Origin of the sequence: Clostridium sp., from assembly GCF_050717635.1 — a bacterium.
In the GTDB taxonomy this organism is placed as follows: Bacteria; Bacillota; Clostridia; order Clostridiales; family Clostridiaceae; genus Clostridium_AD.
The window spans coordinates 168434-185170 of record NZ_JBOITO010000013.1; the positions used below are offsets into that span (position 1 = coordinate 168434).

Below are 16737 nucleotides of genomic sequence, written 5' to 3' on the forward strand. Positions count from 1 at the left end.
TTATTTATAGTAGATTTTAAATAAGGAGATTTGATAAAATGGGAAAGAAAGTCTATGCAATAAAAGAAGGTTTTAATGCTAATACCCATGAGAAAATAGAAAATAAAATAGTCAATACTTGGGCAGAGTGCTTAAAATATGTAAAGGGTGTAAAAGGAGTTAAATATAAGAGCTTTGAGGATGTTAATGAAGCAAAAAAATTCTTAAGTGATGCAGAAAATATATTAGATAAAAAAGATAATACTTATCCAGAAGATTGTCTTCATATTTATGTGGATGGTAGCTATAATTCCTCTACAGAAGAGTATTCTTATGGTGTGGTAGCTGTAAAGAATGATGTAGTTGTACATATAGAGAGTGGCAAAGGGAAGAGCGAATCAGCAAGGAATATAAGGCAAATAGCAGGGGAACTACAAGGGGCAGTAAAAGGGGTGCAATATGCGCTTAGAAATGGTGATAAGAAGGTAGTAATATTTCATGATTATGTAGGGATATGTTACCATGCTACAGGGTTTTGGGAAAGACGCGAAGAATCATCAAAGGAATATTATAAGGAAATGCAGGAACTAATGAGTAAAGGAATGGAAGTTATATTTGTTAAGGTTGACAGTCATACGGGAGATTTATTTAATGAACTTGTTGATGAAAAATGTAAAGAAAAATTAGGGATAAAATCAGATATGGTTGTAGAAAAATGGTTAACTGTAAATGTTATAAAGGTGACTTCGGAGCTTGTAAAAGAAGAAATTCTTAAAATAGCGCCTAAGGGTGAAAAAAACATAATTGTTATAAATTCTGTGGATAAAAAAAGTAAAGAGGAAATAGAAACATGTGAATTTAGTGAAATTGTTTTGAGTTATCATTTAAATCCACAAGATGTAAAAAACACAATTAGTAAACTAAGTAATAAAGAAAAAACAGACCTTATTATTTATTTGTTAGATGGTAATTTTCAAATGTAATTATATATAAAAAATACTATTATAAAAATACATTAATAACTTAAAAAATGCACATCCTATAAAGAATAAATAAAGAAAGGATGTGTAACTTATGCATAGTAGATTTGTATCAACAATTACAACTGCTGCTATAATTGGAGCAGTAGTAAGTACAATGTTAATTCCTAATATGGACAGAAGCACAAAAAGAAGAGTTAAAAAAACTGGGAAAATGGTAAAAAACATGGCAGAAGACATGTATGATAGCGTAAAGGATTATATTTTATAAGCAAAACTAAAAAACTCTAAGCTATATTAATAAATATATGGTTTGGAGTTTTTTAGTTTATTAATGGGAATTTCTAATCTCATTAATAAAAATTCAAATTTTAATTGAAATATTTTGCAGTTTTAAGGTAAACTATGTTATAATTGAATCAAAATTGTCTAAGATTGGTTATTAAAAACAATATATTACTATGCAGTAAAGGAAGAGTGATTATGGAAATATTGTCATTAGGAGAAAAAATCAAGAGAAAACGAAAAGAGCTTAATATGACATTAAAAGATCTTGCAGGGGATAGAATAACTCCAGGACAAATCAGTTTGGTTGAATCTGGGAAATCAAACCCTAGCATGGATTTATTGGACTATTTAGCAAGTACCTTAAATACATCCTCTGAATATTTAATGGAGTCAGAAGAAACTCAAGCTGAAAAAATATGTTTGTTTTATGAAAATATTGCAGAGGCACTTATTCTAAGCAGTGATTTATTACAGGCTGAGCAAAATATTGAAAAATCACTATACTACTCTGAAAAATATAAATTAGAACATAGAAAAGCTAGAAATTTATCTTTAAGAGGGGATATCTTTATGGCTAGGGATGAAATTGCGGCGGCACAGCAGGTTTTCTTATCAGCAAATGTAATTTACATTAAAAGAAATTTATATGAAGAAATAATTAGGACTTTTTTGAAACTTGGTAAAATAACACTTAAATTTAAAGGCTATCAGTCAGCTTCAAGCTATTTTAATCAGGCAGAAAAAGTTTTTATGGATAATGAAATGGCAAACGATTTTTTATTGGGAGAAATATACTATTATATAGGGTATACTTATTATAAATTAGAAGATATCGAAAAAGCTATAAAATATTCTTTTTTAGCTCAAGAAAAATTTAAACAAATAGATAATAAAAAAGATTATGCTAATTCTCTTTTATTACTGGCAAAGGAATATAATATAAAAGGTGATATTAAAAACGCTATAAAATATTCCAGGATTACTTTGAAAGTATTTTATGAAATTAATAATTTAACTTATGTTTCTGAGATAGAGAATAATTTAGGAAGATTATTTTATGAGTTCGACAACATGGAGCAATCATTTATACATTTAAACAAAGCCAAGGAGATCAGACAAAAAAGTAATGATTCAAAGTTAATACATACATTATCTAATATATGTGAAAATTATATCAAACTTAAATCGGTAGATAAAGCTAAGGAAGCTTTAGAAAATATTTTAGTATATATAGAACAGGGAAATTATAAAGTGTTGGACGAATATTATTTATTGAAATATAGAATAGATTTATTAGAAGCTAATATGTCTGAGGCAGAGAATACTTTGCTACAAGCACTTAATTTTGTAAAACAAGAGGAACGAATAAAAGAAGTAGCAGAGATTTCTATAATGCTAGGAAAGTTCTATATTGACAGTAATAGAAATAAGGAAGCGGCTAAATATTTAAATGAAGGTGTGGAGCTATTTAACAAACTGGGAATAATCAAGTAATTTAATCTGTGGATAGGTGATGAAAATGGAAATATTATCAACGGGAGAGAAGATAAAAAGGACTAGAGTGTATAAAGGTTTTACCCTCAGAGACTTATGCGATGACAAAATTTCAGTATCTAAAATGAGTTGTATTGAAAATAATAAGATTATAGCAGAACCTTGGGTACTAAAACTTATTAGCCAAAAATTAGATATAGATGTTGTGTATTTGAGTGAAAATGTAAAAGAACAAATTTATCAAAATATTGTGGCTTTAAGGAACGACGACGTGGAGGGTAACGATACTAAAAATGAAGATTTTAAAACTAGAGTATCTTATAACTTAGAGTTTGCTGAAAAATACGATTACTATGATTTAGCTATTGAATTAACCCATATGTTGTTTAATTTCTATTTAGATAAAAGAGACTTTGTGAATACTCAATTACTTACTGTTAAGTATTATGATTTATACTTAAAAACAACCATAGATGATAATAAGTTGAATTACTATATAGACGTGGCGAGACATTTATATGTAAAGGAAGATTATCTTCAAGCTTCTAGCTATTATTATAATGTTCGAAAAGACCTTACAGATAGTGAGAACCCTAATTATAAGAAATTAATTATAGTTACTTACAATGAGGCTGCTTGTAATATTATGTTGAAAAAGTATGAAGAAGCTTATGAAGTAGGAAAAAAATTATTAGATTTGTTAGAGTATGTGGATACAGAATTTAAATCAGCAGAGATATATCATATGCTAGCTATGTTATCCATAAGAATGAACAATGGGAAATTTGAGGAATATGAAAAAAAATCCTACATATTATATAAAGATAAGGATGCAAGTAAGGCCATGGCCATTTATAATTATGGATCCACGATGTTTGATTGTAATATGAAAGATAATGCAATTAAATATATTAAAAAGGGATTGTGCTTTTATCCTAGAGATAAAACGATGGGATTAGTTAGCTTTATGTTAGAGATTGTCAATGAACTTATTGAAAATGATGTATTAGATTTAGCACAGTCTATTTCTGATGAAGTTTTAAACTATGCAATTAATTTAGACGACATAAAATTAGTTGAAAAAAGCTATTATTATAAGGCTGTTATTCTAAATAAACAAGGAATGTCATCTAGTGCAGAGATGTATATGAATTTATCTTTAGATTCACTATTGAAATTTGGGGAAAAACAAGATATATATTCAAGATACTTAGAAATGGGCAGTATGTATCATAAACTAGGCAATGTAGCCGATTCTATAAAGTATTTTAGTTTTGCTATACAACTCGAAAAAAAGATGTAAGTTTTAGATTACACTAAACTTACATCTTTTTTTTGCATTAGGTTTACATAATTATTTAGAAGTCTCTCTATTAATGATAAACTCTTTGGCTTTAATTTCTAAGCTATCATCTAGAGAAGTTAAAGCCACCTCATTATATTTATTGTTTAAGGCTATTGTAAGGAGCCTATCTGCAAGCTCAGGATTTTTAGATAAAAGAGAACCATGGAAATAAGTGCAAAAGGTATTTTTATAAACACAACCCTCATAACCGTCTTCGCCGTTGTTACCATAGCCTACTTCAACTTTGCCAAGTGGTTTTAAATCATTAATATAAGTTCTGCCAGAATGATTTTCAAAGCCTACATAGGTTTCGTCAAAAGTTTCATTATGGATAACGGTGTTTCCGATGAAACGTTTATCTCCACCTTCAGTATAAATATCTAAAATACCAAGACCGCAAAGTTTTTCACCCTCAGGAGTAGTATAATATTTTCCGAGTAATTGATATCCACCACAAATGGCTAATAAGACTTTTCCGCTCTGTATATATTCATCTATTGCAGATTTTTTAAATTCTATTAAGTCAGGAGAAACTATAGCTTGTTCATAATCCTGTCCTCCTCCAAAAAACACTATGTCATAATCAGGTCCAGTAAAAGTATCACCCATAGATACATTAACTATGTTTACTTTTATATCCCTAAGTTCAGCTCTGTGTTTAAGTATTAAAATATTTCCTACATCCCCATATACATTCAATAAATCAGGATATAGATGACAAATATTAATTTCCATATTATTTTTCCTACCTCACTTTCTAATTTTATTTATTACCAAATCTTATCTATATAACCTTTAGTGTGTAAGAATTTTCTTAAATTTATCATAGCTGTATAAGTTGCGAGGATGTAAACTATTTCGCCGTCGCAAGCTTTGATTTCCTTAAGTAAGGCTTCTTCATCATTACATAGGAGAAAAGAATCAGAATTAAACCCTGCTACTTTAAGTCTTATTGCCATATCATAAAGACGGATGCCAGATATCATAATTTTGTTTATATCAAGGCTGGTTAATCGTTCAAAATTTACATCCCAAATCCAAGAAACATCTTTTCCATCTGCATAGTTATCATTTAAAAGAAGACATAAATTTAACTTTCGCGGGTCAAGGTTAATTGTATTTACAGCCTCGTCATACCCAGCAGGATTTTTAACTAATATTATTTTAATCTCCTTACCTTCAATATTTAAGGTTTCTTGTCTACCAAAGCTGCTAGCAACAGTTTTTAGACATTGCTCTATAGTATTATCTTCAAATCCTAATGATTTTGCTACTGAGTATGCACATAGAGCATTGTAAATATTGTAAGTGCCGGGCTGGTTTATATAATATGGCTTATTATTAATATGAACTGTAGAACCAGCGGTGTTTAAATCTATAATTTTATCTATGGAGTATGTAAGTTCTGGCCTTTTATATCCACATTTACTGCAATAGAAATCTCCTAGATGATTATAGGTAATAAAATTATATTCGTAAGGAGCTTTACAAACTTTGCAAAATTTAGCGTCTGCGTTAATATCTACAATTTTATTTTCGTTAATTTTAGTAGCAAAACCGTAGTATAATGTAGGATTTTTAAGGTTTAACTCTCCAAGTAAGGATTCATCTCCGTTAAGAACAAGAGTAGAGGTAGGAGACTTTTCTATACCTTCTAATATTTTCTTTAGTGTGGTATATACTTCACCATATCTGTCTAGCTGATCTCTGAATAAATTAGTTATAGTAATAATTTTAGGGCTTATATATTCAGTTAGAAATTTAACGTTAGCTTCATCTACTTCTATAACAGCAATTTTTTTTTCAGTAGCTTTTTTAAATGAATAATTTGAAATAAAACATGCAATTATGCCTGTATACATATTTGCACCGGTATTGTTGGTAATTACGGGCTTATTGCTTTCTTTTATTATGCTGTAAAGCATGCTTGTTGTGGTTGTTTTCCCATTTGTTCCGGTTATTAGTATAACATCATAATTACTAGCAATGGTCTTTAAAATATTTTTATCCAGCTTTAAGGCAACTTTACCTGGGAAATTTGTGCCACCATGAAATAAAAATTTTGATAATGTTATAATAAATTTTGAAATTAATATACTTAGTAATGACTGAAATTTTATTTTGAACACATCCTTTAGCTGTACTTAATTATTAGTATTGACATTTATATAGTAAAACTCATCACTTATTTTAAATTCTGAATTTTCTGAGAGTTTATTTAAGTAAGTCAGTAAGCTTAGTTTAGCCGGACCTTGTAGCGGTGTTGGACAATAGTCATTTTTGTAATCTACTGAAGATACACTACAGGGGATAACCCGTATACCGATAGAAGTTAAATCATTGTTAGTGAATTTTAAATTGCTCTGAAAAATAAAGGTTCTTTTGTCCGTTGGATTAGAATTGCCACCAAAGGCGAAATTGCCTAAACTGTAGGCGATAATTCTATTTTTATATTGTTCTATGCCTTGAATTACGTGGGGGTGGTGACCAAGTATTATATCTGCACCATTATCAATAGCAAAATGAGCGAGTTCTTTTTGCTGGTCTAGTGGATAGTACTGGCGTTCCATTCCCCAATGAAAGTTTATAACAACAACAGAATTAGTCTTTTTTAATTCTAAAATATCACTTTTTAATTTATCAAGAAATTTTTGGTCTAGGGACCAACCCCTGTAACCTAAGAAACCAAAGGACTGCTCTTTTATTTTGGTTAACCATTTTGAACCTTCTCCAAAATAGTTAATATTTTCATTTTCAAGGGCAAGTTTTGTATCTTCGAATCCCTTTTGTTTATAATCATAAATATGATTATTAGAAAGATTAACGCCTTCAATAGAGCCTAGGGTTAAGCTTTTGGCATATTCACTTGGAGCTTTGAAATTAAACTTCTTATCTGCCCTGTCGTTTGAGTCTGTAAAAGTTGTCTCTAAATTGGCAAGGGTAACGTCGTCTGCACTAAAAATGCTATAAACATTTTTAAATATATAAGAAAAATCATTGTTATGTTTTGTTACCATAGCTGGAAGACTACTGGCATAAGCAAAGTTGCTATCAGTTCCTATAGTACAGTCTCCTACAGAAGATAATAAAACTTCTGTATTTGTATCTTCTACTTTTGGAGTAGTCACGATCTTAGGGCTATCAGTGGCTATGGTTTTCTTTGGGGGCTTAGCTTTTTCCTCTTTTAGTATAGTTTGCTTTTCTTTAGCCTTATTTAAAGAAAAGGAAATAGTTTTAATTGCAACTAAGGCTAAAAGTACAGAAAAAAATAGGAGTAGCTTATATCTTTTTCTTTGTGACTTTTTCATAAAATCCCCCCAATCATTTAATAACTAATTATATTTTTAAGTCACTATAATTTTATAACATAGTTACATAAATGTCTAACATATTAAATCAAGAAAATATAAAAAGGGGTGAAATTAAGATGAAATTAGGTAAATTAATAATTTTGTTCGTTATAATTATAAGTATTACGATTATAACACAGAAAAGTAATGATTTTAGCAATTTAGTAGCGGAAGCTGAAAAGCATTATTACGCGCAAGAATATAATTTAGCTATTGAAAAATATGGTGTGCTTTCTGAAAAAGATGTGCGCTCACCAAAGTGGAATCTAAAGATAGCTGAAGTTTATTCTGTTATGCATGATTTCGATAATTCAACAAAATATATTGACCTTTCAAAACAATATAAGGAGGTAGATGCATCTTCATATAATCACATGGTTTTCACAGAACTTATGAATGGTAAATACGAACAAGCATTAAAAGATGGAAAGCTTGCATTAATTAAATATCCAAAAGACAATAGTTTGATAAAGACTATGTTTACTGTTTATATGGCAAATAATAAGATTGACCAGGCTAAAGGAATTATTTATGGGTATAATGTGGATGTGAAATCATCTTATGACACTGCTGAATATGCTAGAATGTTAATGCTTATAGGAAAATGGGAAGAAGGTTATAGTAAGTTAAAACTTGCCTTTGAATTAAATAAGGATGAATACAAGATATATGACGTCTTAGCACAAATATCTTTATACAATAAAGATCTTCTGCTTGAAAATATAACAGCCCTTTCCAAAAAGTATCCTAGTGATCTAGCTTATAAAATGTGGTTAGCTAAAATATATTCTCTAAGTATCGACACCGTAGATGAAGCAAAAAAAATAATATATGAAATTTCTAGTAAAGATATAGAAAACATGCAAATAAAATTAATAAAAGCTAATGTTTACAAAAACCTTGGCGATACAGAAGAATCCGATAAACTAATGGAAGATATAATTTCAGATAATCCAGACGATTACAGAGCTTATCATAGTGCGGGTTGGTATTATCTTTACAAGAGTGATTATGAGAAGGCTAGTGAATATTGCAATAAATCTATCAAAAGCAATAGCGATTACCCAGATAACTACGGGTTTTTAATGCCGGAAATATTAAAATATGGATCATCAAAAATAGCAGCAGAGCCTTATTATAGAACAGCATTATACAGTGAGCCTTATAATTATAATATAATGCTGAGCCTAGCAAATTATTATTGGCACACCTCTGATGATATTAATAAAGCACTAGAATACTTCAATTTTGCATCTGTTATTAAACCTTACGATGTGGAAATAAAATATAATATTGCACTAATAAATATTTTTGAGGGCAAAGGTGATGAGGCCATAGAAGTTTTGAATATATGTAGTAAACTAGATCAATCTGTGCCTAAATATCATAGAACCTTATCAACTATATACATAATGCAAAACAAAGCAGTTGAGGCTAAAGCAGAAATAGAAAGTGCTTATGATGCTGATGAGGAAGATATTTTGACCTTAAATAATATTGGTTGTTATTATATTAGTTTGGAACAAAATGTAGAGAGAGGACTATACAATATAACAAAGGCTTTTCAGGGGTTAAACGACTCTTGTGATGATTACACTAAAAAAGTTATTCTGGAGAATTATGATAAGGTTCAGAAGCTAAAACAAAGCTATGCTAAAGGAAAAGATAATGAAGAACTAAAAATTCCTGAATTTACTTTATTTTACTAGTAAATTAAAATATTTGTTAAACAAAAAAAACCGCCTAACAGCGGTTTTTTATTGTTAGTGGATATTAGTACAACACAAATAATATAAAGAGTATGCTGTATTAAAAATAATTTAGCATAATGAAGGAGAGTATTCATAAAAACAGCAATAAAAAAATATTATAATTTTTTTATTGCATTTTTATCAAAAAGTTGTAATATATTAATATAACAACAAAAATTAATATGTTCAATAAATATATTAATATGTTTAAAAATTAAAATAAAGATATTTGGTGATGGGGGTAAGATTATGGAGTGTCTAAAAGATTTAAACATAAAAACATCAAAAAGAATATACAGGAATTTACCTGTATCTGATTTAGTGTGTTTTGCTTTAAAAAGAGAAGAAGGAACTTTATCAGAAACCGGTGCTTTGGTTGTAAACACAGGGAAATATACAGGAAGATCACCTAATGATAGATTTATAGTTTCACAAGAAAGCGTTATTAATTTAGTTAATTGGGGAGATGTGAATTTACAAATTAAAGAAGAAGCATTTGATAATTTGTATAGCGAAATGCGTGAGTATTTAAGTGATAAAGACCTATTTGTATTTGAAGGTTATGTTGGTGCTATGAAAGAGTATAGACTACCAATTACAGTAGTAAATGAACTGGCATCACAGGCGCTACTCTCTGAACAATTATTTAGAAGATCAGATGAAATTATGAAAGAAATGCATAAATCGGAATTCACAGTAATTGCAGCACCTGGATTCAAGGCAAAGGTAGAAGAGGGGGGAGTAAACTCGGAAGCTTTTATTATAATAAATTTTGATAAAAAAATTGTGCTAATTGGTGGAACGCAGTATGGAGGAGAAATTAAAAAGTCTATTTTTTCAATAATGAATTTTTTATTACCGCAAAAAGGCGTATTTCCAATGCATTGTTCTTCTAATATAGGTAAAAATGGCGACACAGCAGTGTTTTTTGGCCTTTCTGGTACAGGTAAGACTACTTTATCATCGGATCCAGATAGAAGGCTTATTGGAGATGATGAACATGGTTGGTGTGATAGTGGAGTGTTTAATTTTGAAGGTGGATGCTATGCTAAGACTATAAAATTAGATAAAAACAAGGAAAGTGAAATTTATTCAGCATTAAAATTTGGTACACTGCTTGAAAACGTTGTGCTCCATGATGATAAGATGCCTGATTATGATGATGCTAGTTTAACAGAGAATACTAGGGCAGCATATCCATTAGAATATATTGAAAATGCTGAATTAAGCGGGATGGGAGGGCATCCCAGTACTATAATATTTTTAACAGCAGATGCTTTTGGTGCTATTCCTCCAATTTCAAAGCTTACAAGAGACGCTGCAATGTATCACTTTATTTCAGGGTATACAAGTAAGGTTGCTGGTACTGAACGTGGAGTCACAAAGCCAAAAGCCACTTTTTCATCTTGTTTTGGCGAACCTTTTATGATAATGGACTCTTCAGTTTACGCAAAACTTTTAGGGGAAAGAATAGATAAACATAAAACTGAGGTGTTTTTGGTGAATACAGGTTGGATTGGCGGTGGGTATGGTGTAGGTACAAGAATGAAACTATCTTATACAAGAGCTATGGTAAAAGCAGCTCTTGAAGGTAAACTTAAGGAAGTACAATATACTATTCATCCAATATTTAATGTGGCTATACCTAGTACAGTTCCAAATGTTCCTTCAGAAATATTAAATCCAGAAAATACTTGGGCTGATAAAGATGAGTATTTGCTAACAGCTAAAGCCTTAGCTTCCAAATTTTCAGAGAACTTCAGTAAATTTAAAGGAATTAAGGAAAACATAATTGTGGCTGGACCTATAACACAATAATAAAAAAATGATAATATATAATATATACCCTAGAGTAGAGCTCTAAAAAATGCCTGCACTAGGGGTATTTTTATGTAATTTATGTTATAAATATGATATACTTAATGATGAAATAATATTCATTAAAAATATATAACGCTTACTAAGTATTAGTAAAATTTTGTTGTCTAAATAAGAAATTTAAAAGGGGGATATATGAAAAAGAATAATGTTCTTTTTAGAATTTTAATTTTAACTATTATAATAGCAGCCGTAATTCTTTGGAATTTTAAATTTAAAAATGCTATTACACAAGAAGGTCTAATAATTACTAAGTGGGATAATTTTTATAGTGGAGATAATATTCATTTTTATTACTTAAGCCCACAGAATGAAAATTTATTAAAGCTTAAAGTTAAATATGGATTAAATAACATTATAGATAATAAGGCCGATGCACTGGATAACTCCATAAAGATTATGAAATTTATCAATGGGAAGGTAAAAGCAAAAAGTACATCTATGAGTAGTGATAAAAACACCTTGCAAATAATGGAAGTGGCTTTTGGCGGAGGTGAAATATCAGATAGTGATTACGTAGCCATGTATGAAGAATGTTTAGCTTCTGTTGGAATTAAAGCGCGGCGTGGGATACTTAGAGGCACTGATAATAAAATTAAAGGTAAATCATATTTTAATGTATGTGAGATATGGAGCGATAAATATAAAAAGTGGATAATGATAGATGGTGTCAATGGATATTATATGCAAAAGGATGGAATTCCACTTGGAGCTGTTGAAACAATAAATACTGGAATAGAAAAAGTGAAAATTTATGATCTTAAAGATACTAGTAAATACATAAAAAGTATGAAAAATTACTATGAAAGTTATAGTATATATGTAGATAATAATAAATATGGTGAGTTAAAAAGTAATTCCCAAATTACTTATTTGAAAGACAAACAACTTCCTAAAATAGAAACAAAGGAAGGCTTTACTCAACCTACTATTTTTGTTAATAGTCCAAAGGTATTTAATATTTCTCCGGAAATAAAATATGAGGATACGGGTAATGATAAAGTTGCCACTTTAATATTTGCAAAGAGAGATTTAAAAGACGATACAAAAGAAATACAAAACTTTACTGTTGGAGCATTTATTAATAGCTACATGCTCACAAATTATTTCATAAGTGTTAATGGTTCCGATTATATTAAAGTAGATACTTTTTTTGAACTGCAAATTATTGAAGGAATAAATTCTATTAAATTATCACAAGATGGTAAAAATGTATCTAAAGAAGTAGTCATAGAAAAATAAATATGAAAGTTTTTGCTATTTATAGGATAATTATTCGTTTGGTATTGCTATTTTTAATTAAATTTGGTAGTATTTTAATATAAGTTGTAATCTTCTGTTAATTAAAGGGCGAAATTCTTTTTCTCGATTGCGATGAATGATTTAAGTTAATATGATACAAAATGTAGTATTATTGTATTTGAATATCTATTTTATATGCTATAATATGCTATATTTTCTTTATTGAGCTATTCTATTTGTGAAAAGTTGAGAATATTTCATTAATAGCACCGTATCATTTATATTTTATACTGTAGGGTGTATAATATAGCAAATAGAGTTTGGGGGTATGTATATGTCACATAAAATAAAAAAAATAGGTGTACTAACTGGTGGAGGAGATTGTCCAGGACTTAACGCTGTCATTAGAGCAGTTACTCGTAATGCAATTTTAAATTATGGTTATGAAGTAGTCGGTTATAGATTTGGATACAGAGGACTATATAGAAATGAAACTATGCCACTCACTTTAGAAGCGGTATCAGGAATTCAACATAAAGGTGGAACTATATTGTATTGTTCTAACAAAGACAATTTGTTTGATTATACTGTTGAAGAAGACGGTGTAATGGTTAAAAAAGACGTGTCAGATGTAGCAGTTGAAAATATGAGAAAAGAAGGTGTAGATGCTCTAATAGTTATTGGTGGAGATGGTACCCTTACAAGCGCTAGGGATTTCGGAAGAAAAGGTGTTAAGGTAATAGGAGTTCCAAAGACTATAGACAATGATTTAGCTTCTACAGATTTTACTTTTGGATTTAATACTGCAGTAGGAGTTGCTACGGAGGCCCTTGATAGACTTCACACTACAGCTGAATCACACCATAGGATAATGATTCTAGAGGTAATGGGAAGAAATGCAGGGTGGATAGCGCTAGAATCTGGAATTTCAGGGTCAGCTGATGTAATATTAATACCAGAAATAGACTTTGATATTAATAAAGTTCTTAAAAAGATTGAAGAGCGTGAACAAGAAGGAAAATTATTTAGTATCATTGTTGTGGCAGAAGGTGCAAAAGAAAAAGGTGGAGATGTTGTAGTTAGTAAAATAGTTGCAGATAGCCCAGATCCAATAAGACTAGGCGGAATAGGTAATAAATTAGCTTATCAACTAGAAGAGATTGTAAATGACCATGAAATCAGGTGCACAGTACTGGGTCATATTCAAAGAGGTGGAATAACATCATCTTTTGATAGAATGCTAGCTACAAGGTATGGAGTAGCCGCTGTAGATCTAATTAGTGAAGGCAAATTTGGAAATATGGTTAGTCTTGTAGGCAATAAAATATCTTATGCACATTTAGAAAATGTTATAGGAGATACTAAAAATGTAAATCCTAGTGGAGAATTAGTTAATGTTGCAAGGAAGATCGGAATTTCATTTGGTGATTAACAAATTTTTTTTGAATTTTGATAAGGTGTGGTTATTCTCATATTTTTAGAGTTTGAGAAGGCCACATTTTCAAACTATGTTAATAATATTTTAGCACCCAAGGTGGTGATTTAATAGCCCAAATTAGTATAGTTTACAAATATGGAGGACAACAATTAATGATTGTTATCTATTTTAAAGACAAGCCAGGAGGATATTATATTATGAAAGTAATAAAGAAATACTTAGATACAAGAGAAGGGACTTACAGTTTTTATTTTGAGGAAATAAATAGTGGATATCTTTATGGTTTTAATGAGAATAAAGAAATGTTATCGGCTGGATGTATAAAGTTGCCATTAGCTATGGTACTTCTAAAAGAGGTACAAAATGGAACAATAGAATTACAAAGCAAAATCAAAATTGAAGAAAATGATAAAATACAAGGTTCAAATGGTATAATACATGAATTTGCTTGTAAAGAATATTCGCTATTTGAATTATTAATAGCAATGCTTATGCAAAGTGACAATACCGCAGCAAACAAAATAATTGAAATTTTAGGTATGGATCGAATAGGTGAAATGTTCAAGGAGATGGGACTTAAAAATACAAATTTGAAAAGGATTACAACTAAGGTTAGATTAGGTAAGGATGAATTAGAAAATACCTCTTCTAGTTTAGACTTAAGTAAGTGTTTTAAATTATTATATCTAAAACAATATTTAAATGAAGAAAACAGCAATTTGCTTATAAATATATTAAAAAAACAACAACGTACAAATAAAATACCTTTTTATATACCAAGGGATATTCAAGAGAATATTGCAAATAAAGGTGGTAGCTTTGAATGTGTTGAAAATGATAATACATTAATTATGATTCCAAAAGGAAATTTTCTTTTTACTGTAATGGCTAACAACTTGCCTAATAATGTTTATGGCATAACGACTATATCTAGGGTGGGAAAGATGATATGGGATATTATTGATAAAGATTGGAATTAAGTATAGGTTATGTAGGGTATTCTGTTATTAGAATATCCTACAATAAAATTTGGCTTTTGATGGAGTAGGAAAGTGTTGACAACTAGCAAAATTGGCATTATAATTATGAGGATATTATGGGTCTATAGCTCAGCTGGTTAGAGCGCACGCCTGATAAGCGTGAGGTCGATGGTTCGAGTCCATTTAGACCCACCATCTTATTTTCGGTATAAAACAAAAGAACTAGGGAACTAGTTCTTTTGTTTTATAGGGAATTATAAAATTTTTTAATTTTCTTCAAGCTTATTTATATTTGTACCATCACTTATGAGTATAATATTTTTGTCTAAATCAGTTCTATAGATAATACAATTTAGATTTTTGAGTTTATCTATGGTTTCTTTGTTTGGATGGCCATAAGTATTATTTGATCCGCAGCTTATAACTGCAATCTTTGGACGAACTGCATTTAGAAATTCCGTTGAGGTTGATGAATTGCTGCCATGATGTGCAACTTTAAGTACCTGAGCTTTTAAATCATAATCACTATTTAAAATTTCTTGTTCGCTTATGGTTTCTATATCGCCGGTAAATAAATAAGTTGAGGTTTTGTAAGAAATCTTTATAGCACAAGAGTAATTATTAGTTTCCTTGTAGACTTTTTTATTGGGTGATAGAATAATACAGGTAGTATCAGGGCCTAAATCTAAAGTAATATTAGGTTTAGCTACTATTATATTGAGATTTTTATTTATCAAAGCTCTGATCATATCTTTAAATTCTTCTGAGGAAGAGGTAACTTTTGGGGCTATAAATTCGCCTACCTCAAAGGTTTTAATTATGCTAGCCATACCGCCTATATGGTCTTCATGGGGATGGGTTGCAATTATATAGTCAAGCTTCGCAATGTTATTGTTTTTTAAATACCTAATTACACCCTCTTTGGAGTCACTGGGGCCACTATCAATTAATAAGTTTTTATGGTTTACTTGGATAAGAATACAATCACCCTGTCCTACATCAATAAAATGAGTGACGATATTATTTTCTAAATTTAAATTAGTTTTTATAGTAGATTTATATTTTATAATTATAAAAACAAGAATTGTGATTAGAACTAAAGCAACGCAAATTGTGGTATATTTTAAAACTTTTTTCTTTTGCATAAGATTTATCTCCCATATAATATTTGAAGTATATAAATGATTTTATCCATTATGCGAAAAATATATCAATGTCTAGAAAAAAAACAATGATTTTAAAATGAAAGGAGTATAGATATGAGAACTATATATTTTTATTTATGTCTTACTATTAATTTAATATGGATAGATTTTAAGAAATTAAAATATAATAACATGAGAAAACATAATACTAAAGTAGAGATAAAAGATTATTTATATAAATTAGTTACAAATTGGTCTAATTATGTACTTAAAATTGCGGGTTTAGATTTAACGGTGGTAGGGAAAGAAAATGTACCAAATGTACCTTGTGTTTTTGTGGGAAATCATCAAAGTAATTTCGATATACCAGCGATACTAGCTAATACTAATAGACTCACTGGTGTGATTGCTAAAAAAAATATGGAGAAAATACCAATAATGAGTTATTGGATGAGAAAAATTCATTGCGTGTTTATGGATAGAGAGAATCCTAGAGAGGCATTAAAGTCAATTTCAGAGGGTATTGAAAATTTAAAAGATGGATACTCTATGCTTATCTTTCCAGAAGGGACTAGAAGTAGAAGTAATAATATGGGAGAATTTAAGAAAGGTAGTATGAGGCTGGCGATAAAGGCTGGAGTGCCAATTGTTCCAATAACTATTTACGATACTCACAAAGCAATGGAAGGTAATGATGGGAAAATAAAAAAGGCTAATGCTAAGATTATAATAGGTAAACCTATATATACAGACCATATGTCTAAGGAAGAAAAAGCAAACATAGGAGAAACAGTAAAAAGTATAATTCAATACAATTTAGATAAAGAAAGAATAGGCTAAAAACTAGTTTTATAAATAGTGTATTTT

General features: G+C 29.6%; 14 protein-coding genes and 1 tRNA gene. 11 read left to right on the forward strand and 4 right to left on the reverse strand.

The window, feature by feature from the left end; translation table 11 throughout:
- Window positions 1-38: 38 nt before the first annotated feature.
- The 4 genes from ACREWB_RS06740 (at window position 39) to ACREWB_RS06755 (ending at window position 4044) form a co-directional block, all read left to right on the forward strand.
- Entirely contained in the window at window positions 39-962 is a 924-nt protein-coding gene (locus tag ACREWB_RS06740) for a ribonuclease H family protein (protein ID WP_431546696.1), read from the forward strand.
- Window positions 963-1053: 91 nt separating this feature from the next.
- Window positions 1054-1230: a YtxH domain-containing protein gene (locus ACREWB_RS06745; protein ID WP_431546697.1), complete on the forward strand. Its 177-nt coding sequence runs from the start codon at window positions 1054-1056 to the stop codon at window positions 1228-1230.
- A gap of 212 nt (window positions 1231-1442) precedes the next feature.
- Window positions 1443-2741, forward strand: coding sequence for a helix-turn-helix domain-containing protein (locus tag ACREWB_RS06750; RefSeq protein ID WP_431546698.1), 1299 nt, complete (start codon window positions 1443-1445; stop codon window positions 2739-2741).
- A 25-nt stretch (window positions 2742-2766) separates the two neighbouring features.
- Window positions 2767-4044 (forward strand): helix-turn-helix domain-containing protein, encoded by a 1278-nt coding sequence (locus ACREWB_RS06755; protein ID WP_431546699.1) that lies wholly within the window; start codon window positions 2767-2769, stop codon window positions 4042-4044.
- A gap of 51 nt (window positions 4045-4095) precedes the next feature.
- Here ACREWB_RS06755 and ACREWB_RS06760 read toward each other — a convergent pair whose 3' ends face one another.
- From ACREWB_RS06760 to ACREWB_RS06770, 3 genes are read right to left on the reverse strand one after another with little or no spacing between them, the layout of a single operon-like run.
- Complete coding sequence (locus ACREWB_RS06760) at window positions 4096-4821, reverse strand: type 1 glutamine amidotransferase (protein ID WP_431546700.1); 726 nt, start codon at window positions 4819-4821, stop codon at window positions 4096-4098.
- Between the two features lie 35 nt (window positions 4822-4856).
- Window positions 4857-6215 carry a MurT ligase domain-containing protein gene (locus tag ACREWB_RS06765; protein ID WP_431546701.1) on the reverse strand — a complete coding sequence of 453 codons (1359 nt, stop codon included), beginning with the start codon at window positions 6213-6215 and terminating at the stop codon, window positions 4857-4859.
- 15 nt (window positions 6216-6230) lie between these two features.
- Complete coding sequence (locus tag ACREWB_RS06770; protein WP_431546702.1) at window positions 6231-7394, reverse strand: CapA family protein; 1164 nt, start codon at window positions 7392-7394, stop codon at window positions 6231-6233.
- 119 nt (window positions 7395-7513) lie between these two features.
- Between ACREWB_RS06770 and ACREWB_RS06775 the strand changes: the two genes are divergently transcribed.
- The 6 genes from ACREWB_RS06775 (at window position 7514) to ACREWB_RS06800 (ending at window position 14920) form a co-directional block, all read left to right on the forward strand.
- The gene (locus ACREWB_RS06775) at window positions 7514-9145 is read left to right on the forward strand and encodes a tetratricopeptide repeat protein (RefSeq protein WP_431546703.1); all 1632 of its coding nucleotides are present in this window, start codon (window positions 7514-7516) and stop codon (window positions 9143-9145) included.
- Between the two features lie 291 nt (window positions 9146-9436).
- Window positions 9437-11005: a phosphoenolpyruvate carboxykinase (ATP) gene (pckA, locus tag ACREWB_RS06780; protein WP_431546704.1), complete on the forward strand. Its 1569-nt coding sequence runs from the start codon at window positions 9437-9439 to the stop codon at window positions 11003-11005.
- Window positions 11006-11200: 195 nt separating this feature from the next.
- The gene (locus ACREWB_RS06785; RefSeq protein ID WP_431546705.1) at window positions 11201-12307 is read left to right on the forward strand and encodes a transglutaminase domain-containing protein; all 1107 of its coding nucleotides are present in this window, start codon (window positions 11201-11203) and stop codon (window positions 12305-12307) included.
- Between the two features lie 334 nt (window positions 12308-12641).
- Window positions 12642-13739, forward strand: a complete 1098-nt coding sequence (locus tag ACREWB_RS06790) for a 6-phosphofructokinase (RefSeq protein WP_431546706.1) — start codon at window positions 12642-12644, stop codon at window positions 13737-13739.
- 203 nt (window positions 13740-13942) lie between these two features.
- Window positions 13943-14725: a serine hydrolase gene (locus ACREWB_RS06795; RefSeq protein ID WP_431546707.1), complete on the forward strand. Its 783-nt coding sequence runs from the start codon at window positions 13943-13945 to the stop codon at window positions 14723-14725.
- 118 nt (window positions 14726-14843) lie between these two features.
- Window positions 14844-14920 (forward strand) — tRNA-Ile (locus ACREWB_RS06800).
- A gap of 71 nt (window positions 14921-14991) precedes the next feature.
- On the opposite strand, the gene ACREWB_RS06805 is transcribed toward ACREWB_RS06800, so the two are convergent.
- The gene (locus ACREWB_RS06805) at window positions 14992-15870 is read right to left on the reverse strand and encodes a ComEC/Rec2 family competence protein (RefSeq protein ID WP_431546708.1); all 879 of its coding nucleotides are present in this window, start codon (window positions 15868-15870) and stop codon (window positions 14992-14994) included.
- Window positions 15871-15984: 114 nt separating this feature from the next.
- Here ACREWB_RS06805 and ACREWB_RS06810 point away from each other — a divergent pair, with 114 nt between their 5' ends.
- A complete protein-coding gene (locus tag ACREWB_RS06810) occupies window positions 15985-16710 on the forward strand; it encodes a lysophospholipid acyltransferase family protein (RefSeq protein WP_431546709.1) in 726 nt (241 codons plus the stop codon).
- Window positions 16711-16737 lie beyond the last annotated feature (27 nt).

Bases quoted from the DNA above. Each gene is read 5' to 3' on its own strand.
- ACREWB_RS06740 (WP_431546696.1), top strand. From the start codon at position 39: ATGGGAAAGAAAGTCTATGCAATAAAAGAAGGTTTTAATGCTAATACC.
- ACREWB_RS06745 (WP_431546697.1), top strand. From the start codon at position 1,054: ATGCATAGTAGATTTGTATCAACAATTACAACTGCTGCTATAATTGGA.
- ACREWB_RS06750 (WP_431546698.1), top strand. From the start codon at position 1,443: ATGGAAATATTGTCATTAGGAGAAAAAATCAAGAGAAAACGAAAAGAG.
- ACREWB_RS06755 (WP_431546699.1), top strand. From the start codon at position 2,767: ATGGAAATATTATCAACGGGAGAGAAGATAAAAAGGACTAGAGTGTAT.
- ACREWB_RS06760 (WP_431546700.1), bottom strand. From the start codon at position 4,821: ATGGAAATTAATATTTGTCATCTATATCCTGATTTATTGAATGTATAT.
- ACREWB_RS06770 (WP_431546702.1), bottom strand. From the start codon at position 7,394: ATGAAAAAGTCACAAAGAAAAAGATATAAGCTACTCCTATTTTTTTCT.
- ACREWB_RS06775 (WP_431546703.1), top strand. From the start codon at position 7,514: ATGAAATTAGGTAAATTAATAATTTTGTTCGTTATAATTATAAGTATT.
- pckA (WP_431546704.1), top strand. From the start codon at position 9,437: ATGGAGTGTCTAAAAGATTTAAACATAAAAACATCAAAAAGAATATAC.
- ACREWB_RS06785 (WP_431546705.1), top strand. From the start codon at position 11,201: ATGAAAAAGAATAATGTTCTTTTTAGAATTTTAATTTTAACTATTATA.
- ACREWB_RS06790 (WP_431546706.1), top strand. From the start codon at position 12,642: ATGTCACATAAAATAAAAAAAATAGGTGTACTAACTGGTGGAGGAGAT.
- ACREWB_RS06795 (WP_431546707.1), top strand. From the start codon at position 13,943: ATGAAAGTAATAAAGAAATACTTAGATACAAGAGAAGGGACTTACAGT.
- ACREWB_RS06805 (WP_431546708.1), bottom strand. From the start codon at position 15,870: ATGCAAAAGAAAAAAGTTTTAAAATATACCACAATTTGCGTTGCTTTA.
- ACREWB_RS06810 (WP_431546709.1), top strand. From the start codon at position 15,985: ATGAGAACTATATATTTTTATTTATGTCTTACTATTAATTTAATATGG.